The organism is Treponema phagedenis, from assembly GCF_008153345.1.
GTDB classification, from domain to species: Bacteria; Spirochaetota; Spirochaetia; order Treponematales; family Treponemataceae; genus Treponema; species Treponema phagedenis.
On the sequence record NZ_CP042818.1, the window covers coordinates 2,741,511 to 2,766,732 of the forward strand.

Annotated in this window: 23 protein-coding genes, 2 tRNA genes and 1 other RNA gene; 17 read left to right on the forward strand and 9 right to left on the reverse strand. The window is 40.6% G+C overall.

Annotated features, from left to right (window positions below):
• Positions 1–389 precede the first annotated feature (389 nt).
• The 9 genes from FUT79_RS12035 to rsxC form a co-directional block, all read right to left on the reverse strand.
• Positions 390–773 carry a type II toxin-antitoxin system HicB family antitoxin gene (locus tag FUT79_RS12035; protein ID WP_002699419.1) on the reverse strand — a complete coding sequence of 128 codons (384 nt, stop codon included), beginning with the start codon at positions 771–773 and terminating at the stop codon, positions 390–392.
• Positions 774–777: 4 nt separating this feature from the next.
• Positions 778–966, reverse strand: a complete 189-nt coding sequence (locus FUT79_RS12040; protein WP_002699417.1) for a type II toxin-antitoxin system HicA family toxin — start codon at positions 964–966, stop codon at positions 778–780.
• A 632-nt stretch (positions 967–1,598) separates the two neighbouring features.
• The gene (gene era / locus FUT79_RS12045; protein WP_148889704.1) at positions 1,599–2,486 is read right to left on the reverse strand and encodes a GTPase Era; all 888 of its coding nucleotides are present in this window, start codon (positions 2,484–2,486) and stop codon (positions 1,599–1,601) included.
• On the reverse strand, positions 2,486–3,328 hold the full coding sequence (locus FUT79_RS12050; RefSeq protein WP_002699413.1) for an RnfABCDGE type electron transport complex subunit B: 843 nt from the start codon (positions 3,326–3,328) through the stop codon (positions 2,486–2,488). The genes era and FUT79_RS12050 overlap by 1 nt, the downstream gene beginning before the upstream one ends.
• Positions 3,329–3,359: 31 nt before the next feature.
• Entirely contained in the window at positions 3,360–3,950 is a 591-nt protein-coding gene (locus FUT79_RS12055) for an electron transport complex protein RnfA (RefSeq protein WP_002699411.1), read from the reverse strand.
• Entirely contained in the window at positions 3,947–4,738 is a 792-nt protein-coding gene (rsxE, locus tag FUT79_RS12060) for an electron transport complex subunit RsxE (protein ID WP_002699409.1), read from the reverse strand. The genes FUT79_RS12055 and rsxE overlap by 4 nt, the downstream gene beginning before the upstream one ends.
• A gap of 12 nt (positions 4,739–4,750) precedes the next feature.
• A complete protein-coding gene (locus FUT79_RS12065; protein WP_024753196.1) occupies positions 4,751–5,890 on the reverse strand; it encodes an FMN-binding protein in 1,140 nt (379 codons plus the stop codon).
• A complete protein-coding gene (locus FUT79_RS12070) occupies positions 5,887–6,948 on the reverse strand; it encodes an RnfABCDGE type electron transport complex subunit D (RefSeq protein ID WP_002699405.1) in 1,062 nt (353 codons plus the stop codon). Before FUT79_RS12070 ends, FUT79_RS12065 begins: the two co-directional genes overlap by 4 nt.
• A complete protein-coding gene (rsxC, locus tag FUT79_RS12075) occupies positions 6,948–8,369 on the reverse strand; it encodes an electron transport complex subunit RsxC (protein WP_044634452.1) in 1,422 nt (473 codons plus the stop codon). The genes FUT79_RS12070 and rsxC overlap by 1 nt, the downstream gene beginning before the upstream one ends.
• Positions 8,370–9,537: 1,168 nt before the next feature.
• On the opposite strand from rsxC, the gene FUT79_RS12080 reads away from it, so the two are divergent.
• The 17 genes from FUT79_RS12080 (at position 9,538) to FUT79_RS12160 (ending at position 25,185) form a co-directional block, all read left to right on the forward strand.
• A tRNA-Thr gene (locus FUT79_RS12080) sits at positions 9,538–9,612 on the forward strand.
• A gap of 7 nt (positions 9,613–9,619) precedes the next feature.
• Positions 9,620–9,701 (forward strand) — tRNA-Tyr (locus tag FUT79_RS12085).
• 99 nt (positions 9,702–9,800) lie between these two features.
• On the forward strand, positions 9,801–10,244 hold the full coding sequence (locus FUT79_RS12090; RefSeq protein ID WP_024753194.1) for a YkgJ family cysteine cluster protein: 444 nt from the start codon (positions 9,801–9,803) through the stop codon (positions 10,242–10,244).
• Positions 10,245–10,253: 9 nt separating this feature from the next.
• Positions 10,254–11,222, forward strand: a complete 969-nt coding sequence (locus FUT79_RS12095; RefSeq protein WP_024753193.1) for an MBL fold metallo-hydrolase — start codon at positions 10,254–10,256, stop codon at positions 11,220–11,222.
• Positions 11,222–11,419 carry a hypothetical protein gene (locus FUT79_RS12100; RefSeq protein ID WP_002699391.1) on the forward strand — a complete coding sequence of 66 codons (198 nt, stop codon included), beginning with the start codon at positions 11,222–11,224 and terminating at the stop codon, positions 11,417–11,419. Before FUT79_RS12095 ends, FUT79_RS12100 begins: the two co-directional genes overlap by 1 nt.
• 49 nt (positions 11,420–11,468) lie before the next feature.
• Positions 11,469–12,503 carry an endolytic transglycosylase MltG gene (gene mltG / locus FUT79_RS12105; RefSeq protein WP_024753192.1) on the forward strand — a complete coding sequence of 345 codons (1,035 nt, stop codon included), beginning with the start codon at positions 11,469–11,471 and terminating at the stop codon, positions 12,501–12,503.
• A 3-nt stretch (positions 12,504–12,506) separates the two neighbouring features.
• Positions 12,507–14,288: a DNA primase gene (gene dnaG / locus FUT79_RS12110; RefSeq protein WP_044634451.1), complete on the forward strand. Its 1,782-nt coding sequence runs from the start codon at positions 12,507–12,509 to the stop codon at positions 14,286–14,288.
• 117 nt (positions 14,289–14,405) lie between these two features.
• Complete coding sequence (rpoD, locus tag FUT79_RS12115) at positions 14,406–16,220, forward strand: RNA polymerase sigma factor RpoD (RefSeq protein WP_024753190.1); 1,815 nt, start codon at positions 14,406–14,408, stop codon at positions 16,218–16,220.
• 11 nt (positions 16,221–16,231) lie between these two features.
• Positions 16,232–17,050, forward strand: coding sequence for a zinc ribbon domain-containing protein (locus tag FUT79_RS12120; protein WP_024753189.1), 819 nt, complete (start codon positions 16,232–16,234; stop codon positions 17,048–17,050).
• Positions 17,051–17,065: 15 nt separating this feature from the next.
• An RNA gene (gene rnpB / locus FUT79_RS12125) (RNase P RNA component class A) lies at positions 17,066–17,407 on the forward strand.
• Between the two features lie 46 nt (positions 17,408–17,453).
• Positions 17,454–18,392 carry a tetratricopeptide repeat protein gene (locus FUT79_RS12130; RefSeq protein WP_002699382.1) on the forward strand — a complete coding sequence of 313 codons (939 nt, stop codon included), beginning with the start codon at positions 17,454–17,456 and terminating at the stop codon, positions 18,390–18,392.
• An 11-nt stretch (positions 18,393–18,403) separates the two neighbouring features.
• Positions 18,404–19,438 (forward strand): rod shape-determining protein, encoded by a 1,035-nt coding sequence (locus FUT79_RS12135; protein WP_002699380.1) that lies wholly within the window; start codon positions 18,404–18,406, stop codon positions 19,436–19,438.
• On the forward strand, positions 19,438–20,298 hold the full coding sequence (gene mreC, locus FUT79_RS12140; protein ID WP_024753188.1) for a rod shape-determining protein MreC: 861 nt from the start codon (positions 19,438–19,440) through the stop codon (positions 20,296–20,298). Before FUT79_RS12135 ends, mreC begins: the two co-directional genes overlap by 1 nt.
• Entirely contained in the window at positions 20,298–20,804 is a 507-nt protein-coding gene (gene mreD, locus FUT79_RS12145; RefSeq protein WP_024753187.1) for a rod shape-determining protein MreD, read from the forward strand. Before mreC ends, mreD begins: the two co-directional genes overlap by 1 nt.
• The gene (gene mrdA / locus FUT79_RS12150) at positions 20,804–22,678 is read left to right on the forward strand and encodes a penicillin-binding protein 2 (RefSeq protein ID WP_002699369.1); all 1,875 of its coding nucleotides are present in this window, start codon (positions 20,804–20,806) and stop codon (positions 22,676–22,678) included. Before mreD ends, mrdA begins: the two co-directional genes overlap by 1 nt.
• Positions 22,675–23,976: a rod shape-determining protein RodA gene (rodA, locus tag FUT79_RS12155; RefSeq protein ID WP_148889705.1), complete on the forward strand. Its 1,302-nt coding sequence runs from the start codon at positions 22,675–22,677 to the stop codon at positions 23,974–23,976. The genes mrdA and rodA overlap by 4 nt, the downstream gene beginning before the upstream one ends.
• 444 nt (positions 23,977–24,420) lie before the next feature.
• Complete coding sequence (locus FUT79_RS12160) at positions 24,421–25,185, forward strand: TrmH family RNA methyltransferase (protein WP_002699366.1); 765 nt, start codon at positions 24,421–24,423, stop codon at positions 25,183–25,185.
• Positions 25,186–25,222 lie beyond the last annotated feature (37 nt).

Sequence of the window (25,222 nt, forward strand, 5' to 3'; positions counted from 1 at the left end):
CCTGCGAGTTTTAAAGCTTCCTGTTATAAAAAAGAGTCCGACACGGCGCAAGGGCGAAGCTTTACCTGTTTTCCTTTCGCTTCGCCTACGAGTCGGTGTAATTTTTCCGTCCATGGCAAAATTACACCTGCGAGTTTTAAAACTTTGCAAACTACTTTGCTTTAAAACGTCGCTTCTGTTTGGAACCACCACCGTCCGTGGCGGTTCTGATTGATATATTTGTATTGATGCTTTTAAACATCGTGTGGAATTGAGTAAGGTGGACAATTTACCATAGGGATGCCGAAATCCTGTTTTAACATCCGTGTCCGTTCTGAGTTTTGCGTCAGGGACAAAAGTAATCTGCGAGTTTTAAAGCGCTGGTAAAATTTGCAATATCTTTGGCATTTCTAAATATTAATTCCTAATTTTGCCTTAAGTGCATTTTGCAATTCTTGCGAAAAGTTCAAATTAGCGTTTTCTGCCGCTTCTGCAAGCCATGCCGGCAAGGTTAAATTTTTGCGAACGCTTTTTTCCTGCGTTAAATATTTTTTATCCGTTTTTATCAATGATATGAACTCGGCAGCTTTAGGTTTTTTAATTTTCTCAATACTTGATGGCAGCGGCAGTGTATGGCCGTCTTTTAGCATAAGATATACTCTGCCGGTCAAAGCTTCCTCCGCCATTATGATTGCCTCTTCCAAGGTATCGCCGCATGTCGCAAGTTCAATATCATGGAATACTACAGAATAACCGCTGCCTTCTTTATAAAATATCGCTGGATAAATATACATAATGTTACTCCTTTAAGCCGGCTTGTTTTAAAATGCTCTTTACAACAAATTGAGGCAGTTCTTTACCGCCATGAAACAGAATAGTAACTTTACCGCTTTTTATTCGGTGCCTGTAATGATGGTGAGAGCCGACTACTTCAACTTTAAACCATCCGTTTTTTTTGATAATCTTTTCCATTTCCTTAAAATTCATAAATCATTATACGCATAAACACGCATTTTATCAACGAGTTTTAGTATTTTTGCTTTTTCATCATGTATACTGTATTCTTATAAAAACTAACCCGCGAGTTTTGAAAGCACTTGGAAAAAGCTTGTGCTTTTAAAACATCGTTTCTGCGTGGAACCACCGCACGGCATAATTTTGCCGTCCTTGGCAAAAACTAAACCACGAGTTTTAAAGCTTTGCAAATAGTCTTGCTTTAAAACGTCGCTTCTGCGTGGAACCACGGGCGTCCGTGCCCGTTCTGAATGTAATGTTTGCTATTCCTGTTTACAGTAACTGCGAGTTTAAAAACTTTCTGTTATAAAAAAGAGGTCGACACGGCGCAAGGGCGAACCCTTGGAATTTCTACCTTTGGTTCGCTACGAGTTTTGCCTGACTTACGCAGGAATATCAGGCAAAACATCGTTTGGAATTGAGCAACGGTGAGTAATTTACCATACTAATGTTTAATTCGATAAGCGGTATAGTCGATTCATTCTCGAATGATAACTGAATTAGAACGGTATACAACCACACCATACTTGAAGTTTTCAAACTCATGGGTTAGCTTTTATACAATTGTTATGATTTGTACACGCTTGCATTGTCCGAAAGAGCTTTCAGCTTTTCAGTAAATTTTTTACCAACTGTTCCTTACGCCGCCAGTTTTTATCAACTTTTACTCGAATGTCAAGGTCTATTTTATAGGGAAAGATTTTTCGTAAAGTCCTGATTGCGGTAATGCGGATATTTTTTATCACTGCCGCATCTTTGCCGATGAGCATAGCTTTTTGTCCTTCTCGATCAACAGCGATAAAAGCTCTGCACCATAACACTTTCCCGTCTTTTTTCATTTCGAGATCTTCAATTCCTACGTATAACGCGTGGGGGACTTCTTCCCGGGTATGTAGGATTGCCTGCTCCCGAATAATTTCCGTTATGCGAAATGCAGGATCTTGATCCGTATAAAAATCGGGCGGATAGAGGGGTTCTCCTTCGGGAAGTAAGGTCATTAAACAACTAAGCAGCTCATTAATTTTTTGATCTTTTTCTGCAGAAATTTGAATAAAACGATTAAGCGGGATTTCCGATAAGCGATTGGTAATATTGACGGTTAAAAGTTGAGGTTTTGCTTCAGGTAAATCAACTTTATTTAATCCGATGACGATTTTATTTTGCAGTGTCGAAAGAAGCGCACAAATAGATTCTTCTTCAACACCGAATTCTTTGGAAGAATCTACAAGATACAGAATTGCATCGGCTTCAGCAAGTTTTGCACAGGTTATTTCTTGCAGCTGTTTGTTAAATTTTTTTTCCGAAGCGTGGTAGCCTGGCGTATCGATAAATACAATTTGTCCTTTGTTTGTGTTAACACTTCCTCGCACCGCATTACGCGTTGTTTGAGGAATATCGGATACAATGGAAACCTTTTCTCCGCAGGCAGTATTTAAAAAAGTTGACTTTCCTGCGGAGGGTCTTCCGATAATAGTTACAATTCCGCTGCGCATTATGCTGTTGCCGTATGCGCGGGGCAACCGGTAAATACAAGTTTATTTTCAAGCAGTACCAGAACTTTTGTCGGACAGCCGGAAACGCACAGGCCGCAAGAATCGCATAAGGTGTAGTCGGTAACGGGTATTCCGTTTATCACTTTAATAGCACCTTTTGGACAGTTTCGCTCGCACTTCATACACTTAATGCAACCGCGCTTACAATTCTTCATTATTTGTGCTTTTTTTGGATTACGGCAGCTGCAAAGCGCAAGGGCACCCGTTCTCGTTGTCGGTACGGTACGCAGTATCTGCTGCGGACATTCCGCTACACAAATTCCACAACCGGTACACTTATCATAATCAACATGAGGCAATCCGTCTTCTTTTATATGAATTGCATCAAAAGGACAAGCACGCTCGCAATCGCCAAAACCGATACATCCCCAATCACAGTTTTTTAAACCGTTGATCGAAATTTTAACTGCTGTACAGGTTTGTATACCGTTATAAGAAGCTTTATCCTTACAAACATCGTGTGAACCTTGGCATAAAAGCACACAAACTTCAGATTCCGCAGTTCCGCCTGTGCCGAGAATTGCAGCGATTTTCTCGGTTACGGGAGCTGCACCGACTTTACAACCGTTTACCGGAGCTTCTCCCGTAGCAACCGCTTCGGCAAATCCGTCACAGCCGGGAAATCCGCAAGCACCGCAGTTTGCCCCCGGAAGCGCATCTCTGATTTGTGCAACTTTTTCATCAACCTCAACAAAAAACAATTTTTTAAAAAAGCCAAGCGCAAAGCCTAAAAGGAGCGACAGCGCAAGGGAGACGACAAGTGTTAATACTAATGAATGCATACTCTTCTCCTATAAAAATTCTGAAGAATTGTTAAATAATTCCGGCAAAGCCGCCGAATGCCATGGAAATTAATGCAGCGGTAACAAAAAGAATCGGCGTCCCGCGTAAGTATTTAGGAACGGGAGCTACATCGATTCGTTCACGCAACCCGGCAAATACTACCATCGCCAAAACATATCCAAGGGCACAGCCGATTGAATATACCATAGATTGCAGAAAGCTATAATCTTCGGCAATAACGTCGAGGGTTACCGCTAAGATTGCACAGTTTGTGGTAATTAAGGGTAAATACACACCCATTGCCGTGTATAAGGCGGGGGCGGATTTTTTCAGATAAAACTCTACAAGCTGAACCAAACTCGCAATAACCAAAATAAAAATCAGTGTTTTTAAAAATCCAAGATCGTACGGAGCCAAAACATATAGATATAACGGATAGGTTGCGGCGGTCGCTAATACCGTTACAAAAAGAACAGCCCATCCCATACCGGTTGATTTTTTTAAATCGGATGTCATTCCGATAAAAGAGCAAAGAGCCAAGAATCTCATAAAGACAACATTCTTTACTAAAATTGCGGAAACAAATATTTTAAACAAATCGCTTATATCAATTCCACTCATTCTTCCGTACCTCCATTCGTTGTTTTTTCGGATTGTTCATTGTTTTTGCCACCGGTTTTTTCACTGTTTTCAGATACCGGTTTTTCTTCTTGAGCAGCGGGAGTTTGAACAGAGCCGGTTTGCTCCGTGGCTGCCGCAGCTTGCCGTTCCGCAGCTTGTAATTGTAAAGCATTTTCTATCTTTTTCTTCTTCATATATGCAACAAGGTCATTAAACCCGTAAGTTGCGGAGATTAAAACGGCAAATACAAAAAAGCCTCCGGGAGGGTTGGAAAAGAATTTCATAAAATATCGATCACTGTACAATACATGTCCAAGAATAGCCCCCGCACCGAGCAGTTCTCGAATAAAAGAAATAGCAACTAAGACCCAGGTATATCCAATACCCATGCCGAGAGCATCAATAACGGATTTTCCGACGCTTTCTTTAGAAGAAAAGGATTCGACTCGTCCCATAATAATACAGTTTACAACAATAAGCGGAATAAAAACGCCCATTGAAGCTGAAAGCTCAGGGGTAAATGCCTGCATGGAAAGGTCAACAATCGTTGTAAAAGCCGCAATAACGATAATAAATACCGGAATTCGAATATCGTTCGGGATAAGTTTTCTAAATAAACTGATAATTCCCTCACTCATTACAATAACAAAGGTCATTGCCAACCCCATTCCCAAGCCGTTAACGGTTGTGGTGGTAATTGCCATACCCGAGCATAAACCAATCATCAATATAAGCAGCGGATTTTCTTTTAATAATCCGTTTGTAAAAATCTTCATATAATTATTCATAGCTTTCCCCTCTTATTGCCGATTCATAAAAAGCGTATGCAATTTTTCTGCGGAAACAGGATCCGGTGCTTTGCCGCCATAGTTTTCAGCCAAATATCCCGCACCGTAATACGCCGCAAGCCGTACCATATTTGCCAAGCCTTGTACGGGAATTGTAGCCGCACTTATTGCATCAATAGTGAGCTTTTGAGATAATCCTTCATCAAACAGTTCATTTACCTGCATTCCCGTAAAAGGACTGCACAAAGACTCATCAAGTTTACGCGCAGCAAATATATCCGTATCTTTTGTTTCATTTATACAAACTTTGAGTACCCGACCGTTCATATCAATTCCAACCACTACAGTCGAATGCGTATAGGTAATATCATCCATTTGAATAGCTATACCGCGCACTTTTCCCCAACTCTTTACTATCCATGCGCCCATACTGCTGATGGGACCGTACTCACTTTCGATCTGAAATTGAGAAGAAATATCTTCAAATACGCCGTTAGGAAATATTGTCGCAAGCGCTCTGTCCGGAGGCATGAGGGTGTTTTTTACCGGCTTTTCGGCAGGTTTTTCCGCAGGCGTTACTTCACCCGCCTTCGGACAACCGTAGTTTTCCGCTAAAAAATTACCGGCAAAAAGAGATGCCGCTTTCACCATATCGGCAACCGCTTTAGACGTAATGGTTGCCCCGGATATAACCGCAATATCTTCTCCGAGTTTAAAGGGATCATCAACCAATTTATTATCAAACTGGGTAATAAAAGGAGGCTCAGCAGCTAAGCTTCCCAATCCCGGTGAATCGGTAAGCTCAAGAAATTTAATCATTTTAAGATTTCGATTGGTATCAACGCCGACTAAAATAGTTGCATCACCAAAAGTATGTCCGCTAAAAGTGATCGTCATACCGATTGCCTTCTCTCCCTGCTCCGCAATGTACGCATCTCCGACAGTACTTGCTTCTATCTGACGAGGCAGCTCTGTGGTTACCTCTTTAAAATTATCAGCATCAGGGAAAATCACTTTTAAAGCTTCGCCGATTTTTCCTTTTTTTGCAGCTTCAATGCGAGGACTTGTTTGCATATTTACAGCGGCAAGCGCAAGGCACGCGATAACCGAATATACCGCCAGGGTCAAAGCAAGTTTAATCATCTGTTTCATTTGCTTTCTCCTTTTTTTGAATCCCGCGGCTTTTTCACAAATCCGTATTTTTTCGGGATTAGCCTATCCAGGAAAGGTACAAAGGCATTCATGATAAGAATACTGTACATGACGCCTTCAGGGATTCCGGCAAAGAGTCTGATAAGTGCGGTAATAATGCCGCAGCCCATACCAAACCCAATGCGTCCCAAAGGTGTAACCGGCGTGGTAGCATAATCCGTTGCCATGAAAACAGCGCCAAAAACCAATCCTCCCGACATGAGACTGAGTAAGGGGTCAACACCGGCAAGAAAACTGATGACTACCGTAGTTACAATCATTGAAACAGGAGTCCGCCAATCGATTACTTTCATTACGATCAAAAAAACCGCGGAAAGAAGAATAAGCAGGATACTTGATTCTCCTACACAACCGGATCGATCGCCGATAAACATGTGCAGATAAAGGTCGTTTGCAGAAGAGTACCCGAGTTTTTCCGCAAGTTGTGTCGCTGTAAGCAAGCCATGCTCACCTCCCGGTTTTAAAAACCCAAGAGGAGTTGCCGAGCTGCAAGCTGCCAGCATATTGTTTTGTGTGGTTGCAGAACCGACAATATCCCATCGCCAATTTTTAGTGGAAATCCATGAGGTCATCGGTTTTAAAAAGCTGACAAACATAAAAGCACGCCCGAGCAGTGCGGGGTTAAAAGGATTCGCCCCCAGCCCGCCGAAAAACTCTTTTCCAACGATTATCGCAAAGACTCCACCTAAAATAATGTAAATGATTGGTAGTGTCGGCGGTATGACTAAACCGAGCAAGGTTCCCGTTACTACTGCGGAAAGATCAGACACGCGCGAATCCCGATAAAATACGCGACGATAAATAGCTTCCGTGGCAACCGTAGTAAGCACACTTAAACATATTCTTGAAAAAGCCATCATTGAATAAATGTATACACTAAAAGCCACTTGAGGAACCAAAGCAAGCAGCATATACATCATGAGCTTTTGCGTTGTAACCGGATTTACAATATGAGGTGCAGGTGAAAGAAAAATTTCATTCTTATCTGATTCAGCCATTATTTTGCTCCTTCCGTTGATTCTGCCGTAGCAACTTGCATCTTCGCTTCTTTACGTTTTTTAGCTTCTTCTTTTTCTTTTTGCTTTTTTCGCTCAGCGATAACGGCACGCTTACCGATTTTTATCCATTGCACCAATTGTACCCGTGCAGGGCAAATATACGAACAGGTGCCGCATTCAACACAATCTAAAAGCCCACAGCGAACCGCCATATCGTAATTATGCGCTTTTAATGCACCAACCATAAGCACGGGAGTAAGCCTGCAGCTGCAAACACCGATACATCTTCCGCAGCGAATACAAGGGCTTTCCTGATCAAGCGAAGCCTCTTTCTCGGTTAAAAAAAGAATTCCCGAAGTGTTCTTTTGAATAGGAAAATCCGCATTCTTCATAGACATTCCCATCATCGGACCGCCTGAAATAATCTTAATGATACCGGTATCAAGCTCAATCGGCTCCGGAATAAGATCCCCAACGCAAGTACCGATCGGAGCTACTCCGTTAAATGGTTTTTTGCAGGCATCGCCGCTGACTGTAAAAGGTCTATCAATAAGCGGCTTACCCAACCTGAAAGCTTCGGAAACAGCTTTTAATGTACCAACATTCTGTATCGCACAACCGATAGAAAACGGCAAACCTCCGGAAGGAATCTGCCTGCCGGTAGCTACTTCCACCAAGTTTTTTTCACCACCTTGAGGATATTTTGTTTTACATAATTGAATAGATATATCGAAAGAACCGGATGTGTCCGGACGATCTTTTAGTTTTGCAAGTGCTTTTTCCAAAAAGGGAACAAGGTCTGTCTTGTTATCTTCCAAAACAATGATCCCCTTTGAAGCACTCAAAATATGCATAACAATGGAAAGTCCGTCAACAATATCATCAGCACTGTGATACATTGTTGCTGCATCGGTTGTAAGATAGGGCTCACATTCCGCCCCGTTTGCCAACACATACTCAATCTTTGTATTGGGCGGAGGAGACAGTTTTATATGAGTAGGAAATGCCGCTCCCCCCATGCCGCAAATACCGCAATCTCTTATACGAGCGATAGCTTCTTCCTTTGTGCAGGAGAAGGGATCAAGCGGAGGCAAAAATTCTTCCCGATTTTCTTCATCTATTTGAATCATAATACAAGGCATCTCAGTATTTCCAAGAACAAGATGATTTTCGATCTTTTTTACTGTTCCGGACACTGAAGAATGAACGGGAACCGACATCTTATGCTCGGATTCGGCTATTTTTTGACCGCGCGCAACAGAATCTCCGACCTTTACAATCGGATTATTCGGTACGGCAGACTGACTGACAGGGATCCATACTGTTTTGGTAGAAGGAAAAACCTGCACAAAAGCATCCGAGGCGGGCACGTCCTTTTTTTCAGGAGGATGGACTCCCCCCTTAAATGATTTGATACTCATAATCCTATAATACACGGAGTCTAAAAATCCGTCAAGCAAGAAAATAAATTTAGAGTGAAAGAGGCGGAAAATATCCGCTTTTATCTTACTTTAAACGAAAACCTCTTAATACAATTATCTGCTATAAATATTCCATATTTAGCTTGAAGTTAGCCCCGCTTTTGAGTAGCACTCTAACGATGTGTAAAAACTGCCGCATCGTCATATCGGAAGCTTTTACACTCGCGCAGTATTTTTTTAATAAACTTACCGTAAGTTTTAATGCATTTTATAAAAAAGAGTTTGACACAACAGTTTAGGTTTAAAGCTCTGCAAAGTATCTTGCTTTAAACCATCATTGCTGCATGGAACCGCAGGCATTCATGCCTGTTCTGATTTTGACATCCGTGGCATTTGATAAACCGCAATCCATTATCGCTGAATGTCTCGATCAGCGTAGCAGTAAGTTAATTACAGGACGCTGCACTCATAGGCGAAGCAAAAGAGAAATTGCAACGCTTCGCCCCTACATAAGAACCCGCATTGGAACCACTGCCTGTATCCTTTTTATTGTGATAACTATTTTCACTAATGTCTAACTCAAAATAAAGATACAAAAATTTTCATGCCTGCCCTGTCAATTTAAAGTGAAAGAGTACGGAAAATCCCCGTTTTTATTTTATCTAAATGAGACCCGCTTATGCAATATCTGCCAGTCTAGCATTTTTTTGCTATCGGCGTTTTCTTGTTCATAGTGGCTGTAAGTTTAAAAGTTGTGTTCTCAATGAGTGCATCGGTGATTTTACAGTCTCTTATCGATACGAAGTACGGGGGTAACCTCTAAGCCTTGTATGCAAGGTGTAAGTGATAAAGTTTTTTATAGTATGGTAAGTTTGCCCACCGTTGCACCGTGTCGGACTCTTTTTAGTAAAAATTTTTCAATTCTCATTAATTTAATTTTACTATCGGCGAAGTAAAAAATATTGCGGCAGCAAAAAAAGGTTGCACTCCATTAAAATGTGTAGGATTTCTAACAACATAGAGTCTGCAATAAAAGTTCGGCGCACAATGCCTTTGCGTTTGAGTGTCCAAGCGCCGACAAAACCGGACTGTTTTTATCTGATAAAAAGCTTTTCAAACAGTATTGACAGAAATATAAAAATGAAGTAAAGTACATTCCGTTGCATATGCCAACTTAGCTCAGCTGGTCCAGAGCACGTGATTTGTAATCTCGGGGTCCAGGGTTCGAATCCCTGAGTTGGCTGAGCGAAGGGGAGATACCCAAGCGGTCAACGGGGGCAGACTGTAAATCTGTTGGCTTTGCCTTCCAAGGTTCGAATCCTTGTCTCCCCAAAGGGATTGCTTTCATCAAACGTGAGCAATCCCTTTTTTTATTTAATTTATGAAAAATATTGTTTTTTCATTATACCTTTTTGTACTTGGAGGCTTTGTATGAAAAGGCCTTTTTGGGAAAGCGGTTTGTATTTTTCATGTACACGCTGTTCCGCCTGCTGCCGTTTTGATCCCGGTTTTGTATATCTTTCCGAAACGGATTTTACCAATCTTTTACACTGGTCAGAGCTTTCCGAGGATGATTTTATAAAAAAGTATTGCCGTTGGGTTGAAAAAAACGACGGTTATGAGTATCTTTGTTTACAAGAGAAGCCTAATTATGATTGTATTTTATGGAATGAAGGATGTGTTGCGTATCAATATCGTCCTTTGCAGTGTTCTGCCTATCCTTTTTGGTCTTCGCTGTTAGTCGATGAAGATTGGTGGAATGTAAATGCGACGGGTTGTCCCGGATGTAATCAAGGGGCTTACCATGCTCCCGAAGAAATCCGCGCCGCCTTGCTGAAAGAGCGGCTGCAACCTCCGATTAGGCGTAAAAAATAGGGGAAGTGTATGCGAATACATTTTTGGGGTGTTCGAGGGTCGATATCCGCCCCGATAACACCCCTACAGATACAATCAAAGATAGCGGCTGTTGTTCAACGTATCTCGGAAAAAGATATAAAAACGCAAAAAACCAGGGAGCAGTTTATTGCGCAGCTTCCCGAATGGATTTACGGCACTGTCGGCGGGAATACTACCTGTGTAGAGATAGAAACCAATGACGGCGAAACACTTATCTTTGATGCCGGTACCGGTATCCGTGAGCTTGGAATTGATCTTACGCGCAGACCCGATTACAGGAAGAAAAAACATACCTACCATCTCTTTTTTACCCATTTTCATTGGGATCATATTCAAGGACTCCCCTTTTTTATCCCCGCTTTTGATCCTCGCAATACTATCATTGTATACAGTACCAGAAAAAAAGCAAAGGAATTTCTTGAAGAACAGATGAAGTATCCGTATTTTCCGATTTCGATGCTCGGAGAAGACGGTTTTGCCGCCAAATTTGAATTTCGGTATATTAAACCGGACGAGCCGATTATTTCGATTGGAGATGTTGATATCGGTTGGCATCGGGTGCGACATCCGGGCGGGTGTAATGCGTACTCGATAACTGAAAAAAACGGGAAGAAAGTTATTTTTTCTACAGATACTGAACTGCGCGAGCAGGATTTTGAAAAAAATGAGGGGAATAAGCTTTTTTACAACAACACCGATTTGATGATTATTGACTCTCAATATACGGTGCCTGATTCAATTGAAAAACAAGGATGGGGACACTCGACCTTTTCTATTGTAATTGATTTTGCGGCAAGCTGGGGAATAAAGCAGGTAGCGCTTTTTCATCATGAGCCGACTTATGATGATAAAAAGCTTTTCAGTATTTTACGGAGTGCCGATTTATATCGCCAGCATACACAGGTTAATGAATTACGAGTTTTTCTTGCACAGGAAGGCAGGGATATTATACTGTGATGAAAAAAGATATTCCGTATGTTTTTACCGATGAAGAATTAAAAGCGCTCGCTCTTTTTTTTAGAAATTCCGATTTAGAGGTTCCGCAAACGCTTTCCAGGCTTTCAATTTTTGCGGAAACGTATATATATAACCAAATGACCATTAGCGAAGCCGAAGCGTTTTTTACTAAAGAACATAAAAAACGGAAAAGATAAGCGTTTTGTTAAGTTTCGGCTTTTATATCTCTTAAGGTATAAGGAATATATGGGAAAGAAAAAAAAATACATATATCTGTGGTCTGCATTTGCAGGCGTTCTTTTTATTATCGTTATTGTTCTTGCCGCTTTTCTTGCCGACTCTCCGGTTATTACCACGAACGCAGACAAGGATGAAATAATTTTTAGTATTGAAAAAGGAGCGGGCGCAAGCGCTGTTGTACATAATTTAAAAACCGAAGGGCTTATTCGATCTGAATTATTTGCAAAAATATATATAAAACTGCGTAAGCTAACCTTAAAGGCAGGAAATTATCGGCTTTCCGCAAATCTTTCAACAAAAACTATTTTGCATATACTTGATTCAATGCAAAATCAGGCATTAATCCGGATTACCATCCCCGAAGGCTTAACTTTGAGGAAAACAGCCGAACTTTTTGAAGAAGCGCAAATTATTCCTGCCGCCGCCTTTATTGCCGCCGCGGAAAACACTCAAATGCTTGCCTCTTTCGGAATTACCGCAAAAACCGTCGAAGGCTTTTTATATCCGGATACCTACATGTTTGCCTTGGATGAAACTGCGGAGGCGATTGTGAATCTGATGCTAAAAACATTTTTTGCGAAAGTGCGCACCATACCGAATTTTCCGAAAGAGTCCGAAAAAATTTTTGAAACGGTTATTTTAGCCTCTATCATTGAAAGAGAGTATCGGCTTGCTTCAGAGGCACCGAAAATAGCCGGAGTTTTTGTAAATCGGCTTAAAATCGGCATGGGGTTACAGTCTTGCGCAACAATTGAGTATATTATTAACGAAATCCATGGAAAGCCGCATCCTGACAGGCTTTTTAACAGAGACTTGGAAATTGATTCTCCTTTTAATACGTATAAGTGGCGCGGATTACCGCCTGCACCGATTGCAAATCCCGGTTTAACTGCACTTTCTGCAGCCGCAAATCCAGAAACGCATAATTTTTTCTATTTTCGACTTGAGGATGTAAAAACGGGAAGTCATGTATTTACCAAAACCTTAAATGAACATGACAGAGCAGGCGCGCTTATTTTGAAAAAGGCGGCGGGGAAATAGCTGATGGCAAAAATAACCGCGCAAACAATTGATGCCGTTAATGATAAAACCGATCTTGTTTCCCTTGTGGAAAATTATACACATTTAGAGCGACGCGGGCATGATTGGTGGGGATGTTGTCCCTTTCATAATGAAAAAACGCCGTCTTTTCACGTAGTTCCCGATAAAAAAATGTATTATTGTTTTGGCTGCGGGTCGGGTGGCTCTACAATAAAGTTTCTGATGGAAATGGAAAAAATCCCCTTTGCTGAAGCAGTGGAACGCTTGGCAAAAAGAGCGGGAATCCCTGTTGAGTACGAAGGCGGCGGATATCAACCTTCCGAAGACAGTGTTTTCAGGGATCAGCTGCTTGAGCTTTATGACAGAATAACAAAAACATTTCACCATTTTCTGATGCATACCGAGCAGGGAAAGCCCGCTTTAGATTATTTGAAAAGCAGAGCTGTAAGTGCTTCCGTCATTGAAAGTTTTAAACTCGGGTTTGCGCCCGAACAGCGCTATTGGTTGTTTAAGTTTTTAACAAAAAAAGGATATTCGGCGGAATTTTTAGCGCGTTCAGGACTTTTTGCCCGCAAAAACCCAGAAAGCTCTTTTTTTGCCGGCAGAATTATTTATCCTATTACCAATAGGCACGGACAGGTTATCGCTTTCGGCGGAAGAATCCTTTCCGGAAACGGACCGAAATACTTAAATACCGCGGATATTCCTCAATATAAAAAGGGAGAAAATCTTTTTGCCTTTTATCAAGCACTCCCTGAAATACGAAAAACAAAATCCGCAATTATTTGTGAAGGTTATATGGATGTTATGGCGTTTCATCAAGCGGAGATTCAAACCGCTATCGCCCCGCTCGGTACCGCACTTACAGAAGAACAAGTGCATCTTATTCATTCATTTGCGGATACGGTATACCTTTGTTTTGACTCTGATACAGCCGGACAGGCCGCCACATATAAAGCAATTAAGCTTTGCCGAACATCAGGGCTTGATGTACGAGTGTTAAATATTCAAAAAGGGAAAGACCCTGCCGATATTTTATTAAATGAAGGGAACGACGGCTTGAAAACTCTTTTAAAAAATGCTATATTAGATAGTAATTATCTTATGAAAATTGCAAGCAATACATACGATTTAGGAACCCCTGAAGGCAAACATAATGCGGCAGCTTTCCTGTTTCCATATATTGAAGTATTGGAGTCGGATATTCAAAGAGAATCGACAATCAACAAAGCGGCCTCAGCTTTCGGTATAAGTCAGCGAGCTTTATATGCGGATTATCAAAACCGCAATCAGGCAACCCCCTCACCGGTAACACAGCCGAAACAAAGGGCTTCTGTTGGAATTAAGCGTAGTGCGGAATTGCGGGTTGTACTTGCCGTTGTTGCAAACCCCGAATTATTTAAAAAATTGCGCTATTCGTTAACAGCAGACCACTTTGAAGACGAACTTGCAAAAGATTTATTTATCGTGCTGGAAGAATGTTATCGCGCCGATGCCGACACTTATGACAGCTTATTTTCCCGTTGTCAAAACGAAGAACTGAAAAACCTCATAAGTGAGACTATTATCAGCGGAGAGTTTTCTCAAAATGCGGAAAAAATTGTCGATGACGGCATACGTTTTATTAAGCGAAACATTCTTTTTAAACGGAAAGACGCTATTGTTGGGAGGTTGCGTCAGCTTTCCGGAAAACCGCATGCGGAAGAACTTGAGCAGCTTGTAGCGCTCCTGAGCGAAAAGCAGCGGATTGATGATGAGCTGCAAGCATTAAAAGAAAAAGCATAAGCGACTTTCGTATATGTATATACGTAAAATTGTTTGCCCTGGTAGAGCAGCTCAACGCTTAGTATAGATAGTAGTGGCATAACTGATTTTATACCGACTGACGGTAAGGGAGAATTAATGACAAATATTGCGGGAAATCCTATTTTTACGGAATTGTTGGTTTACGCAAAAGAAAAAAAATCAATCACTTGGGATGAAATATATAAGTTTTTGCCTGACGGAATGGCAGTGTCCGAAGACTTGATGGACGAGATTGCCGAGTTTTTAACGCAAAAGAAGATCTATATCCTCTCCAATAATGAGGACGAAAACGAAATTGACTTTGATCAAAATGAAGAAGAACTTGATTATGAGTCTGAAGAGTTTGAAAACGAGGATGAATCCGGAGAAGAAAAAGAGGAAACACAGAAGAGACTGCTTGTAAATACAAAAGACTCACTAATAGACGATCCGATTAAACTATATTTACGCGATATCGGGCAAGAGCGATTACTTACCGCAAAACAAGAAGTCATCCTTTCAAAAAGAATGGAAGACGGAGAAAATATCATTAAAGACGTTATTCAAAATTCTGGAATTCTTATTCCGGAATTTTATCAAATCGGTAAAAATATTTCTAAAAAGGCCTTTGCAGTCATAGATCCCGCCGAGCAAAACAAGCCGCGCAAAGAATTAAGCGAAGAGATTGTTGATAAGCGCCGATTAAAGCAAGCGTATGGCGATTCTTTAAAAACTGTTTTTTCGGAAATTAAACAGTATATGGCGGCAAAAAAACATTTAGACGACCGCGGAGAACCGATTGCAACCTTTATTGAAGACCCTGCCGCAATAAAACAGAGGAAAAAGCTCTTAAATAATTTGCAAAAAATAGAATTGCAATCCGAAGAGCTGGATCGATTTTCTAAAAAATTTCTTGATACCGCAAAAAAAATAAAAGAATTTCGAAGAAAAAAAGAGCGATGCGAAAAACAATTAATGATTTCAGATTTAAGCGACATGCGAAAAATCGGCAGGAGTCTTGCAATTCCTCGTCAACGGGCAAAGCTTGAAGATGAGCTTGGTATGTCTTCCGACGAAATTCAGGAAATTTACACTCAAATTCAAAAAATTACTCGAAGATTGCGAAAAATTGAGTATGATTTTGAGAATAACATTGATGATATTATTGTAATGGCGCGGGAAATCCATCGCGGTCATACAATGCTCAAAAAAGCAAAAGATAAACTTATCAATGCAAACCTCAGACTTGTTGTATCAATTGCAAAAAAGTATACTAACAGAGGGTTGCTCTTTTTTGATCTTGTACAAGAAGGTAATATCGGACTTATTAAAGCGGTAGAAAAATTCGAGTATCGGAAAGGGTATAAATTTTCTACGTATGCAACTTGGTGGATCAGGCAGGCAATTACCCGCTCTATTGCCGACCAAGCAAGAACGATTCGTGTACCCGTCCATATGATTGAACAAATCAATAAGGTTGCTCGGGAATCCCGTCAGCTTTTACAAAAACTCGGCAGGGATCCAACCGATGAAGAAATTGCAACGCAACTTTGCTGGACAGTAGAAAAAGTAAAACAAGTAAAAAATGTTGCACGGGAACCTATTTCGCTTGAAACCCCGATCGGAGAAGAAGAAGATTCTTCTCTCGGAGACTTCATCCCCGATACGGAGATAGAAAATCCTTCAAATGTTACGGAAAAAATTCTTTTACGAGAAGAAGTGCAATCCGTACTTTCAACCTTACCGAGCAGAGAGCACGAAGTGTTAAAAATGCGTTTCGGGCTTGACGGTGATTACTCTCAAACATTGGAAGAAGTGGGTTTATACTTTGATGTTACGCGGGAGCGCATTCGACAGATAGAAGCAAAAGCCTTACGCAGACTGCGTCATCCGAGACATAGTCGCAGATTAAAAGATTTTTTAGATAACTAAAGAGGTTAGGAATGGTAACAACAGACGTTTTTGACAAACTACGGGAATTACAGGATATTCTTGCGGAAAAAAATGAGCTTGAGCAGCAGATTTTTGAAGCTCCAAAACTATTGGTTGCACAGGAAGAATTGCTCACTCGGTATAAAGAAGGATTTATCAAAAAAAATGCAGAATATGAGGAAGTCAGAAAGGCTATCGGTGCATTAAAAGCGGATCTTTTTGAAACCGAGCAAAGAAGAGAAGCGGCGGAAGCAGCAATGGATAATATTTCCACGCAAAGAGAATATGATGCGCTGGATAAAGAAATTCAGGAAGCAACAAAACAAGAAGAAAAAATCCGCGCCGAAATGGTAAAGCTCGATACTCGATATAAAAAACTTGATGAAGAAATTAAACTTGATCAAAATGAAATTGCGCATCAGGAAAAAGAGCTTGAAGAAAATAAGGCTGTTATTGATACAAACATACAAAAAAAACGTGATAAAATAAAACAATTGGAAGAAGAAGAAAAACAGCTTTCTCCCGACCTTGATGGTGATACGCTTTTTAAATTTGAGCGTATTATTAAAAGCAAGCAGGGTGTCGGCATTGTACCTGTGCAAGGAAATATTTGTTCCGGTTGTCATATGATTTTGCCCGCGCAATTTGCAATTGAAGTGCATAAGGGAAAAAGCATCATGTATTGTCCCTATTGCAGTCGAATTTTATATTATCAGGAAACAACCGGACCTGAAACCGCTTTTTTTGATGAAGAAGATATGGGCGGTTTGGTTGATCTGGTTGATGAAGATACCAATGACACCGTCTCTGATAATTTTGACGATGATTGAATTGTTTATAGTAACAGAGGACTGAAGATAACCGCTGCAAACAGTTGCAGAGGAAAGTCCGGACTCCTTCGGAAATGATGCCGGTTAACGACCGGGCGGCAAGGGCAAAAGTTCTTGCCGACAGCCAGCGCAACAGAAAGTATACCGCCTTAGGGTAAGGGTGAAACGGCGGGGTAAGAGCCCACCTCATTCCGGTAACGAGAATGGAATGGCAAGCCTCATCAGGAGCAAAATCAAGTATGCAAAGGATGTTCCGATCCGATAATTTGCGGGTTGATTGCATAAATTTATATAGTGATGTATAAATAAGACAGATGGTTATCTTAAACAGAATCCGGCTTATTCGGTCCTCTGTTTTTTTTATAATAAATTAATCAATTAAAGAGTGCTATTAAAGATAAAGATGAAGCAAAAACATAAAAAATATACAAGTTTTAGCCGGCAAAAAAAATTTCCCGTTCGAATCCTCATAGTTATTTTTATTTTACTCTTATTAGTTTCCTCTATTGTGTTTGGTATACGATACTACAAAAAATATTATGCAAGTTTACCTTCAATACGTTCGGTTTATAAGGATTGGAATGAAAATAATTATCAGGCGGTATATGATAAAACGGAAATCTTGTTGAAACGCAGACCCTTAGACGGAGAAGTCCTTGCTTTGCACGGATTCGCTTCATATTATATTTTTTCGGAGCAAACAGATCTCTCCATAAGCTATACTTATCTGAGTACCGCTGTTACATTTTTACGACAAGCCTTATACTTTGCCGCACAAAACGAGATTCCGAAAATTTCCTATGTGCTTGGAAAAGCTTATTATCAACAAGGCTATTATTATGCCGATCTTGCCGTGAAATATTTAGATAACGCATATAATGCGGGCTTTCAGGCAGAGGATTTATCAGAATTTCGCGGTATGGCTGCGGCAATGCTTGGAGACATTCATAAGGCAATAGACTCTTTTACTCAAACCCTTGTCTCAAATCCTTCAGATCTGGTGTTGTATGCTTTGGCGGAAAACTATGCAAAAATCTCAGATTCTGAAAAGGCTAAATTGTATTTTTATGATACAATCGATAAAACAAAGGATATTCTTTTAGAATTAAAATGCAGGAACAAACTTGTTTCTATCTATTTGGAAGAAAAAAATTTTTCAGAAGCGGAAAAAGAAATACACACCGTTTTGGAAAAAGATATAAACTCTGCGGAAGCTCATTATAACTTGGGCGTAATATATGAAGTAAAAGGCGATATTGTCAAAGCACGCTCTGAGTGGCGAAAGGCTTTACGCCTGAACCCTTTGGATGAGCAAACGCGAACAAAATTAAATTTGAAATAACTGGAGGCTGTATGGGCTTATTAAAAAGATTTTCTGCGGATATTGGTATTGATTTAGGTACCTGTAATACGATTATTTATGTAAAAGGGAAAGGGATTGTTGTCAATGAGCCTTCCGTTGTAGCGGTGGAGCGGGGAACCAAATCAGTGGTAGCAGTTGGTTCCGAAGCAAAGCGAATGCTTTGGAAAACGCCCGGCAATATTATTGCAATACGTCCTCTAAAAGACGGGGTTATTGCCGATATGGACACAACCGAAAAGATGATCCGCTACTTTGTATCAAAAATTCTTCCCCGACATAGATTGATTAAACCTCGCATGGTAATCGGCATTCCCAGCTGTATAACCGATGTTGAATGCAGGGCGGTAAACGAAAGTGCAAGCAAGGCGGGCGCCGGTGAAGTAAAAGTGCTTGAAGAATCCCTTGCGGCTGCGATAGGCGCTCACATTCCTATCCATGAGCCTGCGGGAAACATGGTTTGCGACATCGGTGGCGGCACCACCGAAGTTTCCGTTATTTCACTGCTCGGTATGGTTGTAACAAATGCAATCCGCGTTGGCGGCGATGAATTTGATCAGGCAATCATTAAACATGTCCGATCGGTACACAACTTAATCATCGGAGAGCAAACAGCAGAGCGGCTTAAAATAGAAATAGGAAACGCTTCTCCCGAAAAAAATATTGAAAAGGTTGAAATCAAGGGTACCGATGCTATTACCGGCTTACCGAGAAGGCTTGAAATAGATTCTGTGGAAGTTAGAGAAGCCCTTAAAGAGCCAATCACACAAATCGTAGAAGAAATTAAACGTACGCTCGCGCAGACTCCTCCGGAACTTGCCGCGGATATTGTAGAGCGCGGGATTGTGATGACAGGCGGCGGCTCTTTGCTCAAAGGATTGCCAAAACTCATTTCTAAAGAAACGCATGTTCCCGTTATCCTTGCGGAAAATCCAATGGATTGCGTTGCGATAGGCGCAGGACTCTATCATGATGTGTACAAGGATATGTCCGGAGACAGAAGTTTATATGCCGGTTTGAATACATAATGAAAAAGAAATTTTTTTTTCGGTTTAATTCGGATTTATTTTTACTTTGCCTTTTTCTGCTCATATCTTCTATTTTTATGGCATTTTCAGGCGGTGATTTTATCGTCAGATTCAAGACCGTCGGATTTACCGTAACATCGGGAGCTGAAAAAGCAGTAACCTCAGCATCTTCATTTATAACCGACACAGTGAGCGCTGTGCGGGAATTGGCACAGTTAAAGATAAAATATGCGGAATTACATAATCAATTAAAAGATTATGAACTTTTGCAGCGCACCAATGCGGATACAAAAAAAGAAAATAGAGAGTTACGCAGTCTGGTCGGTTTCTCGCAGGAAATAGCCATAAAAAACATTCCGGCGGAAATCATCGGTTTTGATCCCGATAATTTATATTCCGGTATTTTAATAAATCGAGGTGTAAAACACGGAGTCAAAAAAAACATGCCGGTAATTGCTTTTCAAGGCACAAATATGGGATTAGTCGGAAAGGTTGTGCAGACAGGCAGAGGAACAAGCATGATAATTCCGCTCTATGATTACCAATGTTATGTAGCGGCAAAGCTTGAACAGACAAAATATCGCGGATTAATAAACGGACAAGGCAGAGATGACTTCCCACTTCTTATGCGATATGTAAGAAAGCATGCGCGCGATGATATTCAAATAGGAGACCGGGTAGTAACTTCCGGAGAAAACTATTTATTTCCTAAAAACATTCTGATAGGCACAATTAGAGAAATAAAAATGCATAATTATGAAACGTCTTTGGAGCTTTCAATAGAACCCGCGCTTGATTTTTCAAAATTGGATTATGTCTTTGTACTTGATCTTTCCGAGTTACAAAAGGAGCTTGAATAATGAAAAAACCGGTTTTCTTTTCGGTTCTTGTAGCCTTTTTTTTAGGGGTATTTGAGACATCAATTCTTGCATATTTTTCTTTGTTACCGGTATCCCCCGACTTGGTGTTAGTGCTTATTTTATATCTTGCAATTTATAATGGGAGTAGAATCGGTATTTGGACAGGCTTTTTTTCAGGCTTGGCAATTGATTTCCTATCTATCTCTCCTATAGGGCTGCATTCCTTTACTTTCACTCTTATCGGTTATTTGGTCGGTAAATTATACGACAGATATAATCTGAATAAATTTTTTGTTCCCATTGTATTAGCTTTTTCCGCTACACTAATAAAAGCAGCTCTTTTTTTTGTTCTTCATCTTTTATTCGGTACGAATATCCAAGTATACAATGTTTTGGGATTAAATTTCTGGATAGAGGTCGGAATCAATGCTCTTTGCGCACCGATTCTTTTCGGATTGCTTAATATATTCCCTACGGTTTTTCAATTTCGGGAGTCTGTAATTTAATGTATAATAAATCTGATAAACCTGATCATAATGTTGAAGCAAGAATTCGGTACTTTACAATCTTTGTTTTTATTGTGATGGGTTTATACGTATGGCGTTTGTTTTCTATTCAGATATTACAGGGAGAAACTTTTAAAAAAAAGTCTCAAAATATTTCTCAGCGCAGTAAAATGATCCCTGCACAGCGCGGAGAAATATTTGACAGAAATATTGACTTACCGATGGTATTAAATACAAATGCTTTTGCCGTCGATGTAACACCGGGAGAAATTCCGCGCGACAGCTTTGATACCGTTATCAATAAGCTTGCAGGAATTTTAAACGTTTCCGTCAATGATATACATAAAAAAATTCCCAATACGATTAAACGTTCTTTTCAAACAATTGAAGTTAAGGCAAATGTCAGCTATGAAAATATAACAAATATTGCCGAGCGCATTGATGAGTTGCCCGGCGTTTCCTGGCATTCAAAACCGGTTAGAAACTATGTTGATACCGGCTCCTTTTCGCACATTATCGGGTACGTCGGTGAAATCACAAAAGAAGAGTTAAAACATTTTTACAGCAAAGGATATAAACAAAATAGCGTAATCGGAAAGGCAGGCATTGAAAAAGAGTATGATGAGGTATTACGCGGTGTTGAAGGGAGTGAGTATCGGACGGTTGACGTACGCGGCAGATATATAGAAAATACCACCGTCATAAATCCTCCGAAAAGCGGCAGCAATCTTGTGTTAACAATAGATAGAAGAATACAAAAACTTGCAGAACAAGCATTGGGAGAGCGAATCGGTGCTGCGATTGCCTTAAAAGCCGCTACGGGAGAAATCCTTGCAATGGTCTCGTATCCTTATTTTGATCAAAATATTTTCACCAAAGACAATGCAAACGAACTATATGCAAAACTTTTACGAGACACAAAGGATCCTTTATTAAATCGCGCGGTTAATGCCGGTTACCCGCCGGCTTCCACTTTTAAAATTGTCATGTCTTCCGCAATTTTAGCGGAAAAAGCCTATCCTCCTGAAAAAACAGTTGATTGTCTCGGAGAGATAGAGTACGGGAATCGGCTTTTCCGTTGTCATATTCGAAAGCCTGGCCACGGAAAAGTAAATTTAAAAATTGCGCTTGCACAATCCTGCGACATCTATTACTGGACGGTTTGTCGTGATTATCTTGGGATTGATAAAATGATAAACTATATCACTGAATTCGGCTATGGTGATTTTACGGAGATAGATTTACCAAGCCAGACAAAAGGTCTTGTCCCAACGCCGCGCTGGAAAGAAAGACGGTATCATGAGAAATGGCTTGATGGCGATACTATGAACCTTTCGATAGGACAGGGTTATATGCTTGCCTCTCCATTGCAGGTTGCAAATATGGTTGCGATGGTTGTGAACAACGGCATTATTTACAAACCGCATTTATTAAAAGAAATTCAAGATCCGGAAACCAACATGGTGATTCTTGAAAAGAAACCTGAGATACTTAAAAAATCAAGTATTGCTCCGGAAGTATTTGCTCAAGTGCGATCCGATATGCACTATGTTGTTACGCAAGGCTCATCTCAGTACGCGATGAGAAACAAAACCGTACGTCTTGCGGGAAAAACAGGTACCGCAGAAGTAGGCTTCCACGATAGATGGCATTCATGGATGGCTGCGTATGGGCCGTATGATGGGCCGGCAGAAGATGCGATTGTGGTGGTAGTATTAGTTGAAGCACGAAATCAATGGGAATGGTGGGCACCCTTTGCAACCAATATTATTTTTCAAGGGATTTTCGCCAATCAAAATTATGAAGAGGCAGTTGAATCTCTTAGATCCTTAGGTATTTCTTTAGGAATACGGACGGGAGTGCGACAAGAATGACCATAAAAAAAATTACGAACTTTGATTATTTGTTACTTCTTATTGTGCTGATTCTTACCGGAATAGGAATTTTATTTATTTATTCATCAGGAGTAAATTCAGATGGAGTTTCCGTATCAAAGGAGTATATTAAACAAATTATCTGGGCAATAACCGGTGTTATATTATTAATTGCTACCACCTTCTACGATTATCAAAAATTTAAAGACAGAACTTTTTTGCTGTTTATAATTGCATTGCTTTTTCTGGTTTATACTCCCATTTTCGGTCATTATTCAAAAGGTGCAAAAAGCTGGATAGGCATCGGCGAATTCGGCATTCAAATCTCAGAGTTTACGAAGGTAATTTATATTTTGTATCTAGCTTATTATCTTGATAAATCAAAAAATGAAAATCCATTTAAACGATTTATAAAAGCATCCTGTATTATGGCAATCCCTATGGGATTAATTTTACTGCAACCAGATCTGGGAACCGCCTCCGTATATATACCGATATTTTTAATTATGTGTTTTATTGCCGGGCTTCCTTTACGTTTTGTATTCGGTCTGCTAAGCATAGTACTTTTAACTCTTGTATTTACCTTACTTCCGCTCTGGGAAAAAGCAATTATACAACATCCCGGAATTGCAACAAAAATATTCAGTAATAAATCCGTTTCCGCCTTGATATTTTTATCCTTGGCAACAACAGTGATTATTGCGGCAATAGGCTATATGTGGGTAAAAAGAAAGTATTACTATTGGGTAACCTATGTACTAATCCTTATCAGCCTTTCGTTCGGGATTGCCCTGGTCGGTATTCGCGTATTAAAACCATATCAAATGATGCGCCTTATTATCTTTTTAGATCCGAATGTTGACCCCTTAAATGCGGGCTGGCATATTTTGCAGTCGATGATTGCAATAGGCGGCGGCGGAACCTTTGGAATGGGATTTTTAAAAGGAACTCAAAGTCATTATCGATTCTTGCCGCAGCAAAGTACGGACTTTATTTTCAGCATTCTATCGGAAGAGTGGGGGTTTGTCGGCGGCGTTGCTGTTTTCATGCTATACTTGTTGTTCTTTATCAGAATATTGCTGATCATGAAGCATACCGATGACTTGTATGAAAAACTTATTGCAAGCGGTATCCTTGGAATGTTCTTTTTCCACTTTATCGTAAATGTGGGAATGGTTATGAGCATTATGCCGATTACCGGAATTCCATTATTGCTTTTATCTTATGGTGGCTCTTCTCTTTGGACTGCAATGATTGCAACCGGTTTACTCATCAGTATTGATTTGCGTCGGGTATAAAATCAAAGACAATAATAGCTCATCAAAGTTCAGCTTTTACATAAGAGTCTTTCTGCAAACAAACCTGATCGGTCTGCCATCGAAACATGATTTTTAGTGGACACGGATATCCTCTCGATAAATGCTTCGCGAGTTTAGGTAAAGAAGTGCACCATTAGAATCAGAAAGTTTGCCCGTAAGAAGATACTTTACTCGGAAACTTAGCCCTTGTGTAGAGCGAAGCATCAGTAGGAGTTTTGTGGATTCAGCATCACTATGGCAAATTGCTCACCGTTGGCGAAGTTACAGTAAATTTTCAAAACTTCGCCCTTGCGCCGTGTCGGGCTCTTTTTATGATAGGAAGTTTTTAAACTCGTAGGTTAGTTTTTGACAGGAATGTCAAAATCAGAACTGCAACAGACGCCCCTTGCAACTTGTAGGTATTCGCTATAGAATGGCGTTCGTATGGGTACACAACATCGAAAAGAATTACCGGTTTGCGGTTTTGAGGCGGTAAAGGCGCTGGTAAAACAGCACCCCGAAAAGATTTCTCGGCTTTTTTTTACGCAAGAGCGGGCAAAAGCCTTCGGCGATGCTAGCAAATATCTTGCGGCAAAAAAGCGACTCTATCGAGTGGTTGAAGAAGCCGATCTTGAAAAGCTTTCACTGTCGGTGCATCACCAAGGGGTTGTTGCAATGATTGAAGAGCCGGTTATTCCTTTAATCGATGAGCAAATCATTGACGGCTGGGCGAAGGATAGTGCCGTCGTTTTGTTTTTAGACCGCGTGGGGAACTCCAACAATCTCGGAGCGATTATTCGCAGTGCCGCTTTTTTCGGTATCCCCGCCGTAATTATTACCGATGAAGACCCGCAGGCAAAAATTACCACATCCGCATATCGGGTTGCGCAAGGCGGCATGGAGTTTGTAACGATATATCACACTCGTTCAATACAGTGGCTATTGCGTGCCTGCGAAGGAAAAATCACTCGGATAGGCGCCGACCATCGCTCCTTCCGCAATTTGAACAGCTTGCCCACCCTACTCTCCCCTGATGAGGCGACAATGATTATTCTCGGCAATGAAGAAACCGGTTTGTCGGAGGCTTCAAAAAAAGCCTGTGACCATCTGGTAAAGATTCCCGGTTCGGGCGCTATTGAAAGTTTGAATGTCGCACAGGCAGGCACGCTTTTCTTAGCCGCCCTTGCGGACATTCACCGGCAAAGATAAGTTTATCAAAAACTTTTTTTGAATTTGGGAAAAGCGT

Bases quoted from the DNA above. Each gene is read 5' to 3' on its own strand.
- FUT79_RS12035 (WP_002699419.1), bottom strand. From the start codon at position 773: ATGTATATTTATCCAGCGATATTTTATAAAGAAGGCAGCGGTTATTCT.
- FUT79_RS12040 (WP_002699417.1), bottom strand. From the start codon at position 966: ATGAATTTTAAGGAAATGGAAAAGATTATCAAAAAAAACGGATGGTTT.
- era (WP_148889704.1), bottom strand. From the start codon at position 2,486: ATGCGCAGCGGAATTGTAACTATTATCGGAAGACCCTCCGCAGGAAAG.
- FUT79_RS12050 (WP_002699413.1), bottom strand. From the start codon at position 3,328: ATGCATTCATTAGTATTAACACTTGTCGTCTCCCTTGCGCTGTCGCTC.
- FUT79_RS12055 (WP_002699411.1), bottom strand. From the start codon at position 3,950: ATGAGTGGAATTGATATAAGCGATTTGTTTAAAATATTTGTTTCCGCA.
- rsxE (WP_002699409.1), bottom strand. From the start codon at position 4,738: ATGAATAATTATATGAAGATTTTTACAAACGGATTATTAAAAGAAAAT.
- FUT79_RS12065 (WP_024753196.1), bottom strand. From the start codon at position 5,890: ATGAAACAGATGATTAAACTTGCTTTGACCCTGGCGGTATATTCGGTT.
- FUT79_RS12070 (WP_002699405.1), bottom strand. From the start codon at position 6,948: ATGGCTGAATCAGATAAGAATGAAATTTTTCTTTCACCTGCACCTCAT.
- rsxC (WP_044634452.1), bottom strand. From the start codon at position 8,369: ATGAGTATCAAATCATTTAAGGGGGGAGTCCATCCTCCTGAAAAAAAG.
- FUT79_RS12090 (WP_024753194.1), top strand. From the start codon at position 9,801: ATGAAAAGGCCTTTTTGGGAAAGCGGTTTGTATTTTTCATGTACACGC.
- FUT79_RS12095 (WP_024753193.1), top strand. From the start codon at position 10,254: ATGCGAATACATTTTTGGGGTGTTCGAGGGTCGATATCCGCCCCGATA.
- FUT79_RS12100 (WP_002699391.1), top strand. From the start codon at position 11,222: ATGAAAAAAGATATTCCGTATGTTTTTACCGATGAAGAATTAAAAGCG.
- mltG (WP_024753192.1), top strand. From the start codon at position 11,469: ATGGGAAAGAAAAAAAAATACATATATCTGTGGTCTGCATTTGCAGGC.
- dnaG (WP_044634451.1), top strand. From the start codon at position 12,507: ATGGCAAAAATAACCGCGCAAACAATTGATGCCGTTAATGATAAAACC.
- rpoD (WP_024753190.1), top strand. From the start codon at position 14,406: ATGACAAATATTGCGGGAAATCCTATTTTTACGGAATTGTTGGTTTAC.
- FUT79_RS12120 (WP_024753189.1), top strand. From the start codon at position 16,232: ATGGTAACAACAGACGTTTTTGACAAACTACGGGAATTACAGGATATT.
- FUT79_RS12130 (WP_002699382.1), top strand. From the start codon at position 17,454: ATGAAGCAAAAACATAAAAAATATACAAGTTTTAGCCGGCAAAAAAAA.
- FUT79_RS12135 (WP_002699380.1), top strand. From the start codon at position 18,404: ATGGGCTTATTAAAAAGATTTTCTGCGGATATTGGTATTGATTTAGGT.
- mreC (WP_024753188.1), top strand. From the start codon at position 19,438: ATGAAAAAGAAATTTTTTTTTCGGTTTAATTCGGATTTATTTTTACTT.
- mreD (WP_024753187.1), top strand. From the start codon at position 20,298: ATGAAAAAACCGGTTTTCTTTTCGGTTCTTGTAGCCTTTTTTTTAGGG.
- mrdA (WP_002699369.1), top strand. From the start codon at position 20,804: ATGTATAATAAATCTGATAAACCTGATCATAATGTTGAAGCAAGAATT.
- rodA (WP_148889705.1), top strand. From the start codon at position 22,675: ATGACCATAAAAAAAATTACGAACTTTGATTATTTGTTACTTCTTATT.
- FUT79_RS12160 (WP_002699366.1), top strand. From the start codon at position 24,421: ATGGGTACACAACATCGAAAAGAATTACCGGTTTGCGGTTTTGAGGCG.